Annotated in this window: 18 protein-coding genes and 1 tRNA gene; 11 read left to right on the top strand and 8 right to left on the bottom strand. The window is 63.8% G+C overall.

All coding sequences use genetic code 11. From position 1 onward, the window contains the following. Positions 1 to 19: 19 nt before the first annotated feature. Together ACSU1L_RS11715 and ACSU1L_RS11720 are read right to left on the bottom strand one after the other, a co-directional pair. Positions 20 to 1,738 (bottom strand): helicase-associated domain-containing protein, encoded by a 1,719-nt coding sequence (locus tag ACSU1L_RS11715; RefSeq protein WP_439255916.1) that lies wholly within the window; start codon positions 1,736 to 1,738, stop codon positions 20 to 22. A gap of 2 nt (positions 1,739 to 1,740) precedes the next feature. After that, on the bottom strand, positions 1,741 to 2,016 hold the full coding sequence (locus ACSU1L_RS11720) for a multidrug ABC transporter ATPase (protein ID WP_438254897.1): 276 nt from the start codon (positions 2,014 to 2,016) through the stop codon (positions 1,741 to 1,743). 94 nt (positions 2,017 to 2,110) lie between these two features. Between ACSU1L_RS11720 and ACSU1L_RS11725 the strand changes: the two genes are divergently transcribed. Further along, positions 2,111 to 2,491, top strand: coding sequence for a cold-shock protein (locus tag ACSU1L_RS11725; RefSeq protein WP_438254898.1), 381 nt, complete (start codon positions 2,111 to 2,113; stop codon positions 2,489 to 2,491). Beyond that, complete coding sequence (locus ACSU1L_RS11730) at positions 2,475 to 3,050, top strand: DUF3027 domain-containing protein (protein ID WP_439255917.1); 576 nt, start codon at positions 2,475 to 2,477, stop codon at positions 3,048 to 3,050. Before ACSU1L_RS11725 ends, ACSU1L_RS11730 begins: the two co-directional genes overlap by 17 nt. 21 nt (positions 3,051 to 3,071) lie before the next feature. Here ACSU1L_RS11730 and serC read toward each other — a convergent pair whose 3' ends face one another. Beyond that, positions 3,072 to 4,184 (bottom strand): phosphoserine transaminase, encoded by a 1,113-nt coding sequence (gene serC, locus ACSU1L_RS11735; RefSeq protein ID WP_439255918.1) that lies wholly within the window; start codon positions 4,182 to 4,184, stop codon positions 3,072 to 3,074. 103 nt (positions 4,185 to 4,287) lie between these two features. Here serC and ACSU1L_RS11740 point away from each other — a divergent pair, with 103 nt between their 5' ends. From ACSU1L_RS11740 to ACSU1L_RS11760, 5 genes are all read left to right on the top strand, one after another. Beyond that, positions 4,288 to 4,989: an iron dependent repressor, metal binding and dimerization domain protein gene (locus ACSU1L_RS11740; RefSeq protein ID WP_438254902.1), complete on the top strand. Its 702-nt coding sequence runs from the start codon at positions 4,288 to 4,290 to the stop codon at positions 4,987 to 4,989. 172 nt (positions 4,990 to 5,161) lie between these two features. Further along, on the top strand, positions 5,162 to 6,043 hold the full coding sequence (locus ACSU1L_RS11745) for a M23 family metallopeptidase (protein ID WP_438254903.1): 882 nt from the start codon (positions 5,162 to 5,164) through the stop codon (positions 6,041 to 6,043). A 328-nt stretch (positions 6,044 to 6,371) separates the two neighbouring features. Further along, positions 6,372 to 6,869: an HNH endonuclease gene (locus ACSU1L_RS11750; RefSeq protein ID WP_439256075.1), complete on the top strand. Its 498-nt coding sequence runs from the start codon at positions 6,372 to 6,374 to the stop codon at positions 6,867 to 6,869. A gap of 46 nt (positions 6,870 to 6,915) precedes the next feature. Continuing rightward, positions 6,916 to 6,990: transfer RNA gene (locus tag ACSU1L_RS11755), tRNA-Arg, on the top strand. A gap of 258 nt (positions 6,991 to 7,248) precedes the next feature. After that, positions 7,249 to 7,458: a hypothetical protein gene (locus ACSU1L_RS11760; RefSeq protein WP_439255919.1), complete on the top strand. Its 210-nt coding sequence runs from the start codon at positions 7,249 to 7,251 to the stop codon at positions 7,456 to 7,458. Between the two features lie 19 nt (positions 7,459 to 7,477). Here ACSU1L_RS11760 and ACSU1L_RS11765 read toward each other — a convergent pair whose 3' ends face one another. Then, positions 7,478 to 7,702 carry a hypothetical protein gene (locus ACSU1L_RS11765; RefSeq protein ID WP_439255920.1) on the bottom strand — a complete coding sequence of 75 codons (225 nt, stop codon included), beginning with the start codon at positions 7,700 to 7,702 and terminating at the stop codon, positions 7,478 to 7,480. Positions 7,703 to 7,873: 171 nt separating this feature from the next. Here ACSU1L_RS11765 and ACSU1L_RS11770 point away from each other — a divergent pair, with 171 nt between their 5' ends. Both ACSU1L_RS11770 and ACSU1L_RS11775 read left to right on the top strand, forming a co-directional pair. Then, positions 7,874 to 8,872: a YihY/virulence factor BrkB family protein gene (locus tag ACSU1L_RS11770; protein ID WP_439255921.1), complete on the top strand. Its 999-nt coding sequence runs from the start codon at positions 7,874 to 7,876 to the stop codon at positions 8,870 to 8,872. A gap of 94 nt (positions 8,873 to 8,966) precedes the next feature. Next, positions 8,967 to 9,284 carry a DUF7882 family protein gene (locus ACSU1L_RS11775; protein WP_438254910.1) on the top strand — a complete coding sequence of 106 codons (318 nt, stop codon included), beginning with the start codon at positions 8,967 to 8,969 and terminating at the stop codon, positions 9,282 to 9,284. Here ACSU1L_RS11775 and ACSU1L_RS11780 read toward each other — a convergent pair. Together ACSU1L_RS11780 and ACSU1L_RS11785 are read right to left on the bottom strand one after the other, a co-directional pair. Then, complete coding sequence (locus tag ACSU1L_RS11780) at positions 9,274 to 9,510, bottom strand: hypothetical protein (RefSeq protein WP_438254912.1); 237 nt, start codon at positions 9,508 to 9,510, stop codon at positions 9,274 to 9,276. The genes ACSU1L_RS11775 and ACSU1L_RS11780 overlap by 11 nt on opposite strands. After that, positions 9,507 to 9,716, bottom strand: coding sequence for a hypothetical protein (locus ACSU1L_RS11785; RefSeq protein WP_438254913.1), 210 nt, complete (start codon positions 9,714 to 9,716; stop codon positions 9,507 to 9,509). The genes ACSU1L_RS11780 and ACSU1L_RS11785 overlap by 4 nt, the downstream gene beginning before the upstream one ends. 112 nt (positions 9,717 to 9,828) lie before the next feature. Here ACSU1L_RS11785 and ACSU1L_RS11790 point away from each other — a divergent pair, with 112 nt between their 5' ends. Next, a complete protein-coding gene (locus ACSU1L_RS11790; RefSeq protein WP_439255922.1) occupies positions 9,829 to 10,209 on the top strand; it encodes a hypothetical protein in 381 nt (126 codons plus the stop codon). A 2-nt stretch (positions 10,210 to 10,211) separates the two neighbouring features. Here the strand turns inward: ACSU1L_RS11790 and ACSU1L_RS11795 are convergent, their stop codons facing one another. Next, positions 10,212 to 12,395, bottom strand: coding sequence for an MMPL family transporter (locus tag ACSU1L_RS11795; protein ID WP_439255923.1), 2,184 nt, complete (start codon positions 12,393 to 12,395; stop codon positions 10,212 to 10,214). A gap of 153 nt (positions 12,396 to 12,548) precedes the next feature. Here ACSU1L_RS11795 and ACSU1L_RS11800 point away from each other — a divergent pair, with 153 nt between their 5' ends. Continuing rightward, positions 12,549 to 13,127 carry a MarR family winged helix-turn-helix transcriptional regulator gene (locus ACSU1L_RS11800; RefSeq protein ID WP_439256076.1) on the top strand — a complete coding sequence of 193 codons (579 nt, stop codon included), beginning with the start codon at positions 12,549 to 12,551 and terminating at the stop codon, positions 13,125 to 13,127. On the opposite strand, the gene ACSU1L_RS11805 is transcribed toward ACSU1L_RS11800, so the two are convergent. Beyond that, a complete protein-coding gene (locus ACSU1L_RS11805; RefSeq protein ID WP_439255924.1) occupies positions 13,128 to 13,466 on the bottom strand; it encodes a histone-like nucleoid-structuring protein Lsr2 in 339 nt (112 codons plus the stop codon). Positions 13,467 to 13,499 lie beyond the last annotated feature (33 nt).

Raw genomic sequence — 13,499 nt, forward strand, 5'->3', positions numbered from 1 at the left:
AGTCTACCGCGCTGCGGTGTCACGAGGCCGTGTCTGCGGCGACGACGCGCGCGGAGCGGATGCTTTTGACCGGAAGTGTGCGTTCGACATCTGCTGCCCGGTCGCGTCCGCGCAGACGCCCGCCACCCAGGCCATTCGCCTCCAGCTGCATTTCGCGGATGGAGCCGTCCGGCATCATGATCTCGATCAGCAGCAGGGCCTTGGCGCGCACTGCCGCTTCCAGCTCGCGGTCAAGCCAAGCGGCATCAGCGTCCGGCCCCTGCTGGGCGCGTAGCCGGGTGATCAGCGCAGCATACGTCTCTGGAGTGGCATCCGCTCGCGGCGGAGCAGGGTTACGTTCCACAATCTGCGGCAGTCCGTCCGACCCGACGATCGTCGTCGGGTATCGAGCATCCGTCAGAGCCCAGTAGACCGTGTCGCGGCTGACGCGAGAGCTCAGGCCCTCGGCATCCCGAGTCAGTCCGATCGGCCGTAGTGCCTGGTCAACGCCCAGGGCGTCGAGCATCGTCGCATCCGAGCTGACGACGCGGGTGCGGCCGGTGTCATCATCCGTGAAGACGCGAACCAAGCCATGACGCTGCGCGGTCTGGGTAACGAGATACTCGAGCGGCTGCGGGATGCCGGTCAGCGACAGCGCGTCGAGGAACTCAAGGATCGACGATGTCGTCTCACCGGCAGCGATCGCACGCGAGATCGATTCGACGGTGAATCGGTACGAGGATGCCTGTGCTGCCGACTCGCGCGTGGCAATGCCGCGCAGTCGAACATCCAGGGCGGGGACGAGTGGGCCGGGAGCGATCGCTGAGAGATCGTTCTGCAAGAAGATGCGGTCGACTTCGTCGGGCAGCATCGCCTGCAGCGCCGTCGCATCCGCGCTCTCGCCATCGCGCAGCGGAAGCACCCACGCCGGCTCGCTGCCGTCATCAGCGATCAGGCCGAGCAGGTGCGCGCGTCGACGAAGCTGGGTGCTGCGGTCGTTCCACGATGAATCCCAGGGATGCTGGTGAGGCCACGTCGGCACCGGCAGCCACCCGCCGGACGGAGTGCGAAGGCCACGGGGAAGAGCGACACGGAACGATTCGGCCAGTTGTGCCCACCGTTCGGATGCCGCCAGCACCAGCCAGCTCTCGCCCTCGGCTGTCAGTCGCACCTGACGAGCATCCGTGGTGACGAGACCGGCAACACCGGCGATCGCGATGAGGTCGTCGGCCGTTTCGCTGGGCATCCCGGCCTCGGCCATGCGCCGTTTTTCGCCTGCGGCAAGATTCCCATTGGTCAGCAGTGCCAGCGGCGCCTCCCTGGCGAGCAGCAGCACGTCGGCGAGGGCTGCGACGCTGGTGAACGCCCGCTCTGCCGCATGAGCTTGCGCGTCGGCGGACGAGAGGGCGGGCCGGATCGTTTGCGGTGATTGCTGCGGCTCAGGGCGTGCGGAGACGGCCTCGGCGACCGGCGGCGGCGGGGTACCGTCATCGCGCAACAGTGCCAGAGCGAGCAGCGCTTCAGTCTGATCACCGGCATCGTGCCCATCCACCGCACGACGAAGTGCCGTCGCTTCGGGGAGAGTCAGCTGCGTCAGTATTCGATCGATGGATGCTGCATCCAGCAGTGCTTCAGCAGCATCGAAGAAGTCGAGCCAGTCGACCTCAGCACGCACGCCACGCGCGCGCAAAAGTGCGGCGAGTTGTGCATCGGGCGCAGCAGCCAGCCATACAGCAAGCGGACGTGCGTGCGTGCTCATGGTCAGGAGCGCTTGGCGGCGCGTCCCTTCCGTATAAAGCTCATGATCAGCAGCGCGATGATCAGCACGAATGCGATCGGCAGCCCGTACAGCGGAACCGCGGCGACCAGTGGCCAAGCACCCGCGTTGAAGGCGTGCTGATCGAGTCCTGCGGCGCTGCCGATGATGATGGCGAAGAAGCAGATGACGGAGAGCGCAGCCAGTGTCAGCGCCGTGTAAGCGAGGATGCGATCGACCCTGCGGACGGGAACCTCTGATCCAGAATTCTGCGTGCTCATCCCTCTCAGCCTAGCCCCTGGAACAGCGGTAAGCTGATCGGTGGTCGCGCATGTGCACGGCTGCTTCAGTACCATCACACAGCGAGGTTCTTCCATGCCCACCGGCAAGGTCAGGTTCTACGACGACGAAAAGGGATTCGGCTTCATCGCCAGCGATGACGGTCAGGATGTCTTTCTGCACGCATCCGCCCTGCCCACAGACGCCACAGTGAAGGCAGGTGCCCGCGTAGAGTTCGGCGTCGCCGACGGCAAACGCGGTCTGCAGGCGCTTTCGGTGCGGATTCTCGAGGCTCCGGTCTCGCTGGCAAAGGCGAAGCGTAAGCCCGCTGATGACATGGCCATCATCGTCGAGGATCTGGTGAAGCTCCTCGATGGGATCGGCAGCGATCTGCGCCGTGGGCGCTATCCAGCGAACGGTCAGAGCCGCAAGATCGCGGCAGTTCTGCGTAAGGTCGCTGATGACCTCGACGCCTGAGCCGGATGCTCGCCTGATCGGCGCGCACGATGTCGCGCTCGCGGCGTTGCACGAGATCACCCCTGCCTCGACTGTCGGTCCGCCCGCGGGCTACCTGCTTGAGGACGACGGATCGGTGTCGTTGCGTTTCGAGAACCGTCTGTCCGGTTACCCGGGGTGGTACTGGACTGTCACGCTCGCCCGCGTTGAGGATGCTGAGCCCACCGTGCTCGAGTTGGAGTTGCTGCCCAACGACGGCGCACTGCTGGCCCCGGAATGGGTGCCGTGGGCCGAGCGCCTCGCCGAGTATCGCGCACACCAGGTAGAGCTCGCCGAGCAGGCTGCGGCTGAGGCCGCGGAGGCCGGGACAGTCGAAGCATCCGATGACGACGGCGACGACGACGATCTCGACGACGACGACGACGACGATCTCGACGACGACGACGATGACGACGACGACGATGATGACGTGACGGAGTCGCGCGTGCTGCACGCCGGTGACCTCGACGGCGTCGACATCGACGAGCTCGACGATTCAGTAACCCACGCGGACGTATCGGAGTCCGACGAAGAGGAGTAGTCCTCCGTCGGACCGTCCGGCTTACGCCCCGAGGTTCGCGAGGACGTAGTCGATCGAACGCGTCAGCTGGCGCACGTCATCCGGCTCGATCGAGACGAAGGTCGCGACGCGCAGCTGGTTGCGGCCGAGCTTGCGGTACGGCTCGGTGTCGACGATGCCGTTCGCGCGCAGAGTCTTGGCAATGGCCGCCGCGTCGATGCTCTCGTCGAAGTCGATGGTGACGACAACGGGGGAGCGGTGCTCCGGGCGCGTTACGAAAGGCGTCGCCACAGCCGATGCCTCTGCCCACTCGTACAGCGCCTGCGACGACTCAGCCGTGCGTGCGCCGGCCCAGGCGAGACCGCCGTTGTCGTTGATCCACTTCAGCTGGGAATCCAGCAGGTGCAGTGTCGTGAGGGCGGGCGTGTTCAGCGTCTGATTCAACCGCGAGTTGTCGACGGCGTTCTTCAGGCTCAGGAACTCGGGGATGTAACGGTCGGATGCCGCGATCCGCTCGATCCGCTCGATTGCAGCAGGTGACACCGCGGCGAACCAGATGCCTCCGTCGGATCCGAGGTTCTTCTGCGGGGCGAAGTAGTAGACATCGGCCTGGGCGAGGTCGAAGTCGATGCCGCCGGCGGCGCTGGTTGCATCGATCACGGTCAGCGCTCCATCGGCGGCTACGCGCTCGACGGGTGCTGCGACGCCGGTCGAGGTCTCGTTGTGCGGCCAGGCGTACACATCGATGCCGTCGGCCGCTTCGGGAGCGATGAGCGAGCCAGGCTCGGCGCTACGCACGTCAGGTGCCTGCAGCCACGGGGCAGCTGCAGCCTTGGCGAATTTGCCTCCGAACTCACCGAAGGTGAGGTTCTGGCTGCGACGCTCGATGAGGCCGAAGGCGGCAGCATCCCAGAACGCCGTCGATCCGCCATTGCCGATCAGGATCTCGTAGCCATCAGGAAGACGGAACAGGCTGGCGAACTGTTCGCGGACGCTGCCGACAAGGTTCTTCACCGGTGCCTGACGGTGAGATGTGCCCAGGATGCTCGCACCGGCGGTGACGAGCGCCTCAAGTTGCGCTGGGCGCACCTTGGACGGGCCGCAGCCGAAGCGGCCATCAACGGGCAGAAGGTCACGGGGAATCTCGATCGCCATGGGTCGATTCTAGGGCCGTGTCGGACCGACGACCTTCACGTGTGACTCGACGCCGATGTCCGGCCGGGAATGTAGGCTTACCTAAGAAGACCCGGAGGGCCAGATGGCAGACTTGATCGACACCACGGAGATGTATCTCCGCACCATCCTCGAACTCGAGGAGGAGAACATTGTTCCCCTGCGCGCGCGCATCTCCGAACGACTCGGTCATTCCGGTCCGACGGTGTCGCAGACCATCGGGCGCATGGAACGTGACGGGCTCGTCATCGTGTCCGACGATCGCACGCTCCAACTGACCGAGGCCGGTCGGCGCAAGGCCGTCAACGTCATGCGCAAGCACCGCCTTGCGGAGCGGCTGCTGTCCGATGTGATCGGACTCGACTGGGCCTACGTTCATGACGAGGCCTGCCGCTGGGAGCACGTGATGAGCGAACAGGTCGAGCGGCGCCTCATCGAACTGCTCGGACACCCGACCGAGTCGCCGTACGGCAATCCGATCCCCGGACTCGATCAGCTCGGCGGCGCGCCTGCGCGAGTGTTTGACGAAGGCGTGATCGGGCTGGTCGCAAAGCTCAATGCTGCGGGTGAGTCGACCGAGGGAACAGTTCGTCGTCTCGCCGAGCCTGCCCAGGTTGATCCCGAGCTGCTCGAGCAGTTGCGCGACGCAGGAGTCGTGCCTGGCGCTCATGGAAACTACCGTTATAACGAGGGCTATGTGCTCATCGAGATGGACGGCAATGAAGAGAGCCTGGAGCTGCCGGTTGAACTGGCTTCACACATCTTCCTCGTGGGCGAACCGGCCTGACGGGGGATTGTCAGGTTCCCAGGGTGACAGAATCGTTATCATCCGGTAACCTCGGACAGGTCGCCAAAGAAGAAGCCCGTTGGCGGCAGAACCGAGAAGATTGCCTCACCGGCTCGTCATCTTCTCGGACAGATCGCACCAAGTGCCCCGAGCAAGTGCCACGAGAAGCAGAGTGCCGACGAGCCAGCGCAACCCGAGCGTCGAGGCGCAGGAGGATCACCTTTTGGCCCTAGATATCGAACCCACTACGAACACGACTGAGAAGGCCGCCAAGCGACCCCGCACTGTGGTCACCCGCGACGCGGCTCGCAAGATGGTTAAGCCGATGCGATCGATGGCGATCTTCGGAGCAGTAGGTGTTCTGGTTGCCGGCATCGCTCTTCCCTCATTCGCTGCCTCATCGACTCCCTCTGCGGATGCTCCGGCAACTCTGCAGCAGGTTGCATTCGATGACGCTCAGTCGCTGGTTGTCGCATCCGAGGCGACGGCGTCGCCGCTGGATCGCGGTACATACGCGGCGACGACTCCTGAGGAGATCGAGAAGAAGAAGGCTGAAGAGGCCGCTGCTGCACGGGCCGCCGCTGCCGCTGCCGCGGCATCCGTCGCTTCACCGGGCGTCAGTATCAACACGGGAAACTACGAACTGGTCTCACCCGGTTCTGGCGAAGTTCGCTATCCGCTTCCGCAGGGCTCGTACAACGTCAGTCGCACCGTCGGCGGTGCGCACCAGGGCGCCGACATGCTCGCACCACAGGGCACCCCTATCTACGCCACCGCGGCCGGAACGGTTCGCGCATCCGCGGAGAGCATCGGTGGCTACGGTGTCGCCGTCATGATCGATCACGTCATCGGTGGTCAGGTCGCCTCGAGCGTTTACGGTCACATGGTCTACGGTTCGCGTCAGGTCCAGGTCGGTCAGTATGTCGCAGCCGGTCAGCTCATCGGCTTCGTCGGTAGCACCGGTCGTTCCACCGCGAACCACCTGCACTTCGAAGTGCGCGTCAACGGTGGGCTGATGGAGCCGATCGCGTGGCTGCGCGCTAACGCCGGCTGATCCTCTCTGCTGTTCGGGCGCGACACGCGCCGAATTGTTCACCTGCTGTTTCGTCATCTGTCGGCACGATGGGTTAGCCTGTACCCGTCGTCGCACGGATGGGAGAAAGCCGATGGAACGAATACCGAGCATCCGCACCATGGATGCACTCGGTCGTTACGTTCTTCGGCATTGCCCGCAGGGATGCACTGAGCTTGTCGTGTGCGAAAGGCGCTGTCTGTAAAGACGGCGCCTTTTTTGGTTCCTGCGTACTTTCCTCTGTCGTCCATGTGGCGTCGTGTGAGTCGAGAGTGCCGGGAAGCCGTCCCGGCGGATCGAGAGGATGACAATGCGCACACTTGTTCTTAACGCCGGATATGAACCGCTTGCGGTGGTCTCCTTCAAACGAGCGCTGGTGCTTGTGATGAATGAGAAAGCCACTGTCGTCGAGCGGGTCGAAGACGATCCCGTCTGGGCTGCCCAGGGTGCCTATGATCGACCGGCCGTCATCATCCTCTCCCGCTATGTGCGCATTCCGATGAGCCGGCGCGCTCCGGTGACCAGGCGCGGTGTTCTGCGACGGGACAACCATCGATGCAGTTACTGCGGGGGCGCGGCATCCACGATCGATCACGTGCTTCCACGTTCTCGCGGCGGGGCGGATTCATGGGAGAACCTTGTCGCCTGCTGCCTGCGCTGCAACAACGTCAAAAGCAATCGCACCCCGCAGGAGATGCACTGGCAACTGCGGTTCAATCCGCGTCCGCCGCGGGGGACAGCATGGACTGTCCGCGGCACCGAGCGCAGTGACCCATGCTGGGAGCCGTATTTGGCTTTGGCGGCGTAGGGCGCGAGGAACAGCGCTGGCGCGAATGGTTAGACTGGTCTGGTCAGCCTCTGTAGCTCAATGGAAGAGCAGTTCCGTCCTAAGGAAAGGGTTGGGGGTTCGAGTCCCTCCAGGGGCACCAAACGTAACGTCCTGATCGAATGCTATTTGTGCCGGTCCGGGCGGAGTGGACGTTCCTGATTCGAATGCCGCACTGGCGCTCCTGAGGAAGGTCGGCTACAACGACGAGCATTACTAACACGTATAGCGATATGTGTGGGTAGCATCGTTCATTGGCCACAGCTGCCGGCAGTCTCGTTCGCATTGATGCGGTGACCTGGTCGCTGGTCATCTCGAGTTCGATCATCACGCGCAGCGGAAGCTGGGTACCAGCAACTTGGTGGGCCAGCCCGCGGTGAATCTCAAGTACCTCAAGAACACGCTTGGCTTCGGTGAGATGACCGCGCTCCGCGCGCTCGATTCGCTCACTGAGCGGGCGGTGCTCACCGAGACCGCGGGGAAGAGCCGCGGTCGTGTCTGGCAGCATCAGGGCATCTTCGATGCGCTTGACTCCTATGCATCGGTGATTCGCCGGATGTCCGCACGCTGATTCGACCATCATTGCTGGGTCAGGAATCGGAAGACTCCGGCTCAACCTGAGGGCGTCCGATGATCCCGATGCCGACGGCCTCATGGCTCGGCTCGGGGTCGGTCCTCTCTGGCGCCTTGGGCTCCTCGCCCGGCTCTTTCTCCGTGCTCGGCTCCTGGAGGTCTTCTGTGGAGGGCATCTCCTCTTCGTCGGGAGTGTCCGGCTCATCCGGGCGGTCTGCGGTGGGCTGATCTGAGTTGCTCATATTCTCTCCTCTGGGTATCCGTCAACCCTCGCGCACCAGGCGCCCGGGTCGAACCGGGTTGACAAACGAGAATCGATGACCGAGTTCGTTACGGCGAGAGCGCGTGGAGTGTCAAGGGAGTAAGCGAAACGGATCCGGACTGCCATCCTGATAACAAAAGGAGAGCCTGTCATGCCGTTGAATCGCTCCGAAAAACCAGGGTCACCCGCGCAGATCGAACGCCGCTCATGGAAGCTCGCTGTCCGGCGTACCTTTCGTGCCTTCGGTACAGATGAGTGTCCTGACGTCGCCGCGAGTTTGACGTTCTACGCAGTGCTCGCCCTGGTGCCGGCTGCGATGGTCGCGTTCTCCGTGGTGAGCCTGCTCGGGCGTGGGGAGGAAACAGCCCAAATCATCAGCGCGGTTGCGCAATCCCTGGTTCCGGATGCCTCGACGGAAGCGATTCGCGACGTGATCGGTCAGATCGCTGATGCGCGTCTGTCGGGCATCGTGCTCGTGCTCGGCCTCGCACTGACGTTGTGGGCTGTCGCGCGCTACGTTGCAGCGCTGGGGCGGGGCATGAATCGCATCTACGGGGTCGCTGAGGGGCGCACAGCCGCGAAGTTGAAAATCGGGCAGCTCCTGATCGCACTGGTGATCATCGTTTGTGTTGCGGCCATCGCCGCGCTTCTGGCCGTGTCCGGCGGTATCGCGGAAGCGATCGGTGGTGCGATCGGTCTGGGCGAAACGGCGCTGTTCGTCTGGCGTATCGTGCGCTGGCCGCTTCTGGCCATCGTCGTCGTTTTCGTGCTGGCTTTCCTGTACTACTTCGCACCGAACTTACGGCCGGCGCGGTTCCGGTGGATGAGTCTCGGCGCCGCCATTGCGCTTGTGGCTCTCGTGCTGGCGTCGCTCGGCTTCCGCCTCTACGTATCGACCATCGCCGATTACGATCGCATTTACGGTGCCTTCGCCGGTGTCATCATCATCGCGCTCTGGCTGTGGATCGCGAATATGGCCCTGCTTCTGGGCGCGGAGTTCGATGCGGAAGTGGAGCGTGTGCGGCAATTGCAAGCGGGCATCCACGCCGAGACGCAGGTGCAGGTACCGCTCAGAGACGCGACGCGGATCGCGAAGAGCGTGCGCCGCGATCGAAAAGAGGCAGCCGCGGCGCGCGACATTCGCCGATGAGGACACGGCGACCCGGAGAGGCTAGATTCAATGGTGACGCGCGACCCCGCACGGTCGGCAGTTCAGCTGCGCGTGATGAAAGGCCAGGACGCTCATGGGAAGTCTTTATTACGGTGACTCGAATGAGCCCATCAATATCGAAGATCGTGCGCTCGCGCACCTGAAGATCGTCGTGGCCACCAAGTTGCGTCGCAGCGAGAGTTTCACGCTCTCGTGGCGTCACCCCGAAGGGGAAGTAAGCGGTCGCAGCACGATCTGGCTACACCCCTCGATTCCACTCCGGTTCGTGTTCGACTCCGTCGAGCCGTCGGACATCAGTCGGAAATGGGTGGAGGACTTGGCGAATTCTGCTCACTCCACGGGTGGCATCACGCTCATCGATGAGCACATCGAAGCAACAACTACGGCTTAGGCGGTCGAGGTCCGACTCCCGGGGCGTCATTCATTCGCGATGCGTCGGGGATCTCGGCCTCATCATCCGGATCGATGCGCACCCTGTCCGCTGAGCCGGAATCGGCACCGGCCCGACCGGCCGGGACCTGCCCGGTCTCTGTGTGCTCTGCCGCATCTTCGGACTCTTCCACGGGTGCCTGCTCGACGCCAGGAGGGCGCATTCCTTGGTCTTCGATGCCGCTCACAGGTCACCTTCTTCTGTCGGTGCGCCAGATGCCATTCGATCTGCTGCGGCGCTGTCAACCTGGGCGGGATCGATGTCAGGATCGACGACGCGTTTGCCATCGTGCTCGATTGTCGCCATGTCGTCGACACCGGGTTCGGCTACGCCTTCGTCAGTGATGCGATCGTCATCGGGTAGGGGCAGAGGGGGGAAGGGAGGGTTGGACATGAGAGTTCCTTTCGCTGGTGTCCGCGACCTTACGTCCACCGAACAGCGTTCACGACCCTCTTGACTGATCCCCGATGCCGGACTAGGCCGCCGTGTCTTCTACGATGAACAGGTGAGCCCACTGGACGCCCTTGCAGCCGTCGGCGAGGTGCTGTCTTGGATCGGTCTCGGCGCCGGCATCCCGCTCCTCATCGTCGCTGGCATGATCGCGCTCGCCGAAGGGCGCTGGGAACCGGTCGACATCGCCGTCATCGAACGTGATGGGGAAGCGATCGCCCGCTGGTTTGCCGGAGGCGACTTCCGCGAACGCCCCCTCACTCAGCGCGAGAACGTCGCCGACGGATGGCACGAGGGATTCGTCAGCGTGCGAAGCCCCGGTCATGTGCGGATGTCCGCTCCGATGCTGCGCCGGCTCTTGGCAACCCTCGGCATCGTTTTCGCCGGTGTGGGGATCATCGGGCTCGTCGTGTCGATGATCCCCGCCTTCACCTGAGCTCAGCGCTTGCCGCGGCCCAGCTTCGACGGCCACCAGATCGAGCGGCCGATGTCGTAGGAGAGCGCGGGCACCAGCAGCGATCGCACGACGAAGGTGTCCAGCAGCACACCGAAGGCGACGATGAATGCCAGTTGCACCAGGAACAGGATCGGAATCACCGACAGTGCGGCGAAGGTCGCAGCCAGCACGAGGCCCGCTGAGGTGATCACGCCGCCGGTGACCGAGAGTCCGCGCAACACCCCCTCGCGGGTGCCGTGCTTGATCGATTCCTCACGAACGCGCGTCATCAGGAAGATGTTGTAATCGATGCCGAGCGCCACGAGGAACACGAATCCGTACAGTGGCACGGCCGGGTCAGCGCCCGGGAAGTCGAAGACACCGTTGAATACCAGCGCTGACACGCCCATCGCTGTACCGAACGAAAGCACCGTGGTCAGGATCAGCAGCACGGGTGCGAGCACCGAGCGCAGCAGCAGCATCAGGATGACGAGGATGACGACGAGCACGATCGGAATGATCAGGTTGCGGTCGTGGATTGAGGCATCATTCGTATCGACAGAGGTCGCCGTCACGCCGCCCACGAGGGCATCGAGGTCAGCCAGCTCGCCGCGCAGCTCGCGAACCGTCTCAGCAGCAGCATCGGAATCGGCGGCGTCGGTCAGCGTGCCCTGCAACATCACATCACCATCGACCACCGTCGGCTCGGGGGCAGGCGATCCCGGAGGGCCGAACGCCGTGATGCCATCAGCATCCACGCCCGCAGTACCACTGGGCGAGTCTGCGGCAGACACAGCGACGGAGTCGATGCCGCTGTTGGCCAGGAGAACATCGGCAGCGTCCTGCAGTGCGTCCTCGGCCACAACGACGTACACGGGGCTTCCGGATCCGCCGGGGAAGTGCTCGCCGAGCGCCACCTGACCATCGCGCGCCTCAGAAGCGCCCAGCACCAGGTCCGACTGCGGGATGCCCGACGCATTGAACTGAGTGAACCCTGCCGCACCCGCGACGAGCACGAGGGTCGTCACGATCCAGATCAGGCGCGGGCGGCGCTGGATGCCGCGCGCCAACCACGCCCACAGACCCTTCGTCGCCACGCCGGTCTCAGCCGCGACAACGTCCGGCTCGAACGCCGGGCGCCGGGGCCAGAACACCGCGCGACCGAACGTGAACAGCAGTGCCGGCAGCAAAGTGAGGGCTGAGAGCATGGCGAACAGAATGCCGATCGCGGCCACCGGGCCCAGCGTGCTGTTCGATTTCAGATCGCTCAGGAGCAGGCACAGCAGCCCGGCGATCACTGTTCCACCGGATGCCGCGATCGGCTCCAGCGATGCCTTCCACGCAGCCATCGTTGCAACGCCCTTGTCCTGGGTGCTGCGCAGCTCTTCTCGGAACCGGGCGACGAACAGGAGCGCATAGTCCGTCGCCGCGCCGATGACAAGGATGAACAGAATTCCCTGGGTCTGCCCGCTCAGCAGCAGAATCTCCCATTTGGCCAGCCACCAGACAACCAGCAGCGCGACGCACAGGGCGAACAGACTCGTCGATAGGACGACCACGGGAAGCAGGAATGACCGGTAAACGAGGATGAGGATGACGAGCACGGCGAGCAGCGCGACACCCAGCAGCAGGCCGTCGATTCCGGCGAAGCCGGCGACTAGGTCGGCGGAGAATCCTGCAGGACCGGTCACGTAGACGACGACCCCATCGGGCGCCTGGCTGCGAAGCTCGTCTCCGAGCGCCGCGACCGCATCGCCGAGGTCGGCGTCGCTGGAGATCGGGACGAATGCCTGAACTGCACGGCCATCTTCGGAGGGGATAGCGGGGGAGACCTCAGCGGCCACGCCCTCGATGTCGGGCGCCGCGGCGACAGCATCCGCAATCGCGGTGAGCTGATTCTCTTCGAGTTCACCGTCACCGACGAAGACGACGATCGCGGGGATCGCGTCTGAGTCGTTGAACTCGCCGAGGAGGTTTTGCACCTGGGTTGCATCCGCCGATGACGGCAGATAACTCGTCTGATCGTTCGATGACACCTCGCCCACCTTGCCGAACAGCGGCCCGCCCAGCCCTGCTCCGGCAAGCCAGGCGATGATCAGCATGGCGGGCAGGAGCACGCGCAGCCAGGAGCGCCGCCGCACACGTCGTCGCGGGGTGTCGCTTCGGAGAGAATCCGGAGAAGTCATGGAGAAGCCCTTCAGCAAGATGGCGCAAGCGGCGGAACGGCCACGTCATCGATTTCGTTAGCCAAGCAAGTAATAACGCTAGCATCTAATCATCATGTGTAGAGTGATGCAAAATGCCGGCGCACGGTTCGCGGCCGGAGGATGCAGGTGAAGATGATCTCCCCGGGGCCCGACGCCGCACACCTGGAGACGTCACCGCCGATCTACGACGTCGATGCGAGTGATCCGCGCGGAACTCTTGTGGATCGTTCGGGGATGGCGGCTGAAGAGGTCGCTCAAGTCACACGTGTCATGGCTGCGCTGGGTGCGCTGCGCGAAGCGGAGCAGCGCCTCTCCGAAGCGTCTCGTCGCTACATGAAGCTGAACGAGACCGATATGCGCGCTCTGCACTTCTTGATCGTGTGCAGCAACCGCGGCACAATCGCCACGCCCGGGGCTATCGCCCAGCACCTGAACATTTCCAGCGCGTCTACGACGAAGTTGCTCGACCGGCTCGAGAAGGGGGCACACATCGTGCGATCGCCGCACCCGACCGACCGTCGAGCGCTGGCCATCACGATTACCCCCGAAACGTATGAGGCGGCAATGGAGACGGTCGGGCGCCAGCAGGCGAAGCGCTTCTATTCCGGGGCGCGGCTGAATTCCGATGAGCGAGAAGTGGTGATTCGCTTTCTCGAAGATATGACTCGCGAAATTGCGATCACAGACGAACTGTGGGCTCGCGAGGAATGATCAGTGCGCTGCGCGGTACGCCTCAGCCACCGTTGCAGGAATACGGCCACGCTCCGAAACGGCGTGCCCATTAGCGCGTGCCCATTCCCGGATCAGGGCGCTTTCCGGCGAGCTCGTCGCGCGCTTGCGGGTCGTCCCACGCGAGGCAGATGCTGATGAGCGTCGCGCCGCGGAGACATAAGGCGCCATTGCTTCGCGGAATTCCTCAGCATTCGCTGATGTCAGGTCGATCTCGTAAGCGGTGCCATTGAGAGAGAAATGCACGGTCTCGCCCTCACCGATTCCGAGTACCGTTCCATCGATGTCGTCAACCAACTGGTGCACAATACGTCGAGCCATTTCGCCAGCTTACGTGTAAACAATTCACTTGTC

Origin of the sequence: Microbacterium sp. A94, assembly GCF_051842855.1 — a bacterium.
In the GTDB taxonomy this organism is placed as follows: Bacteria; Actinomycetota; Actinomycetes; order Actinomycetales; family Microbacteriaceae; genus Microbacterium.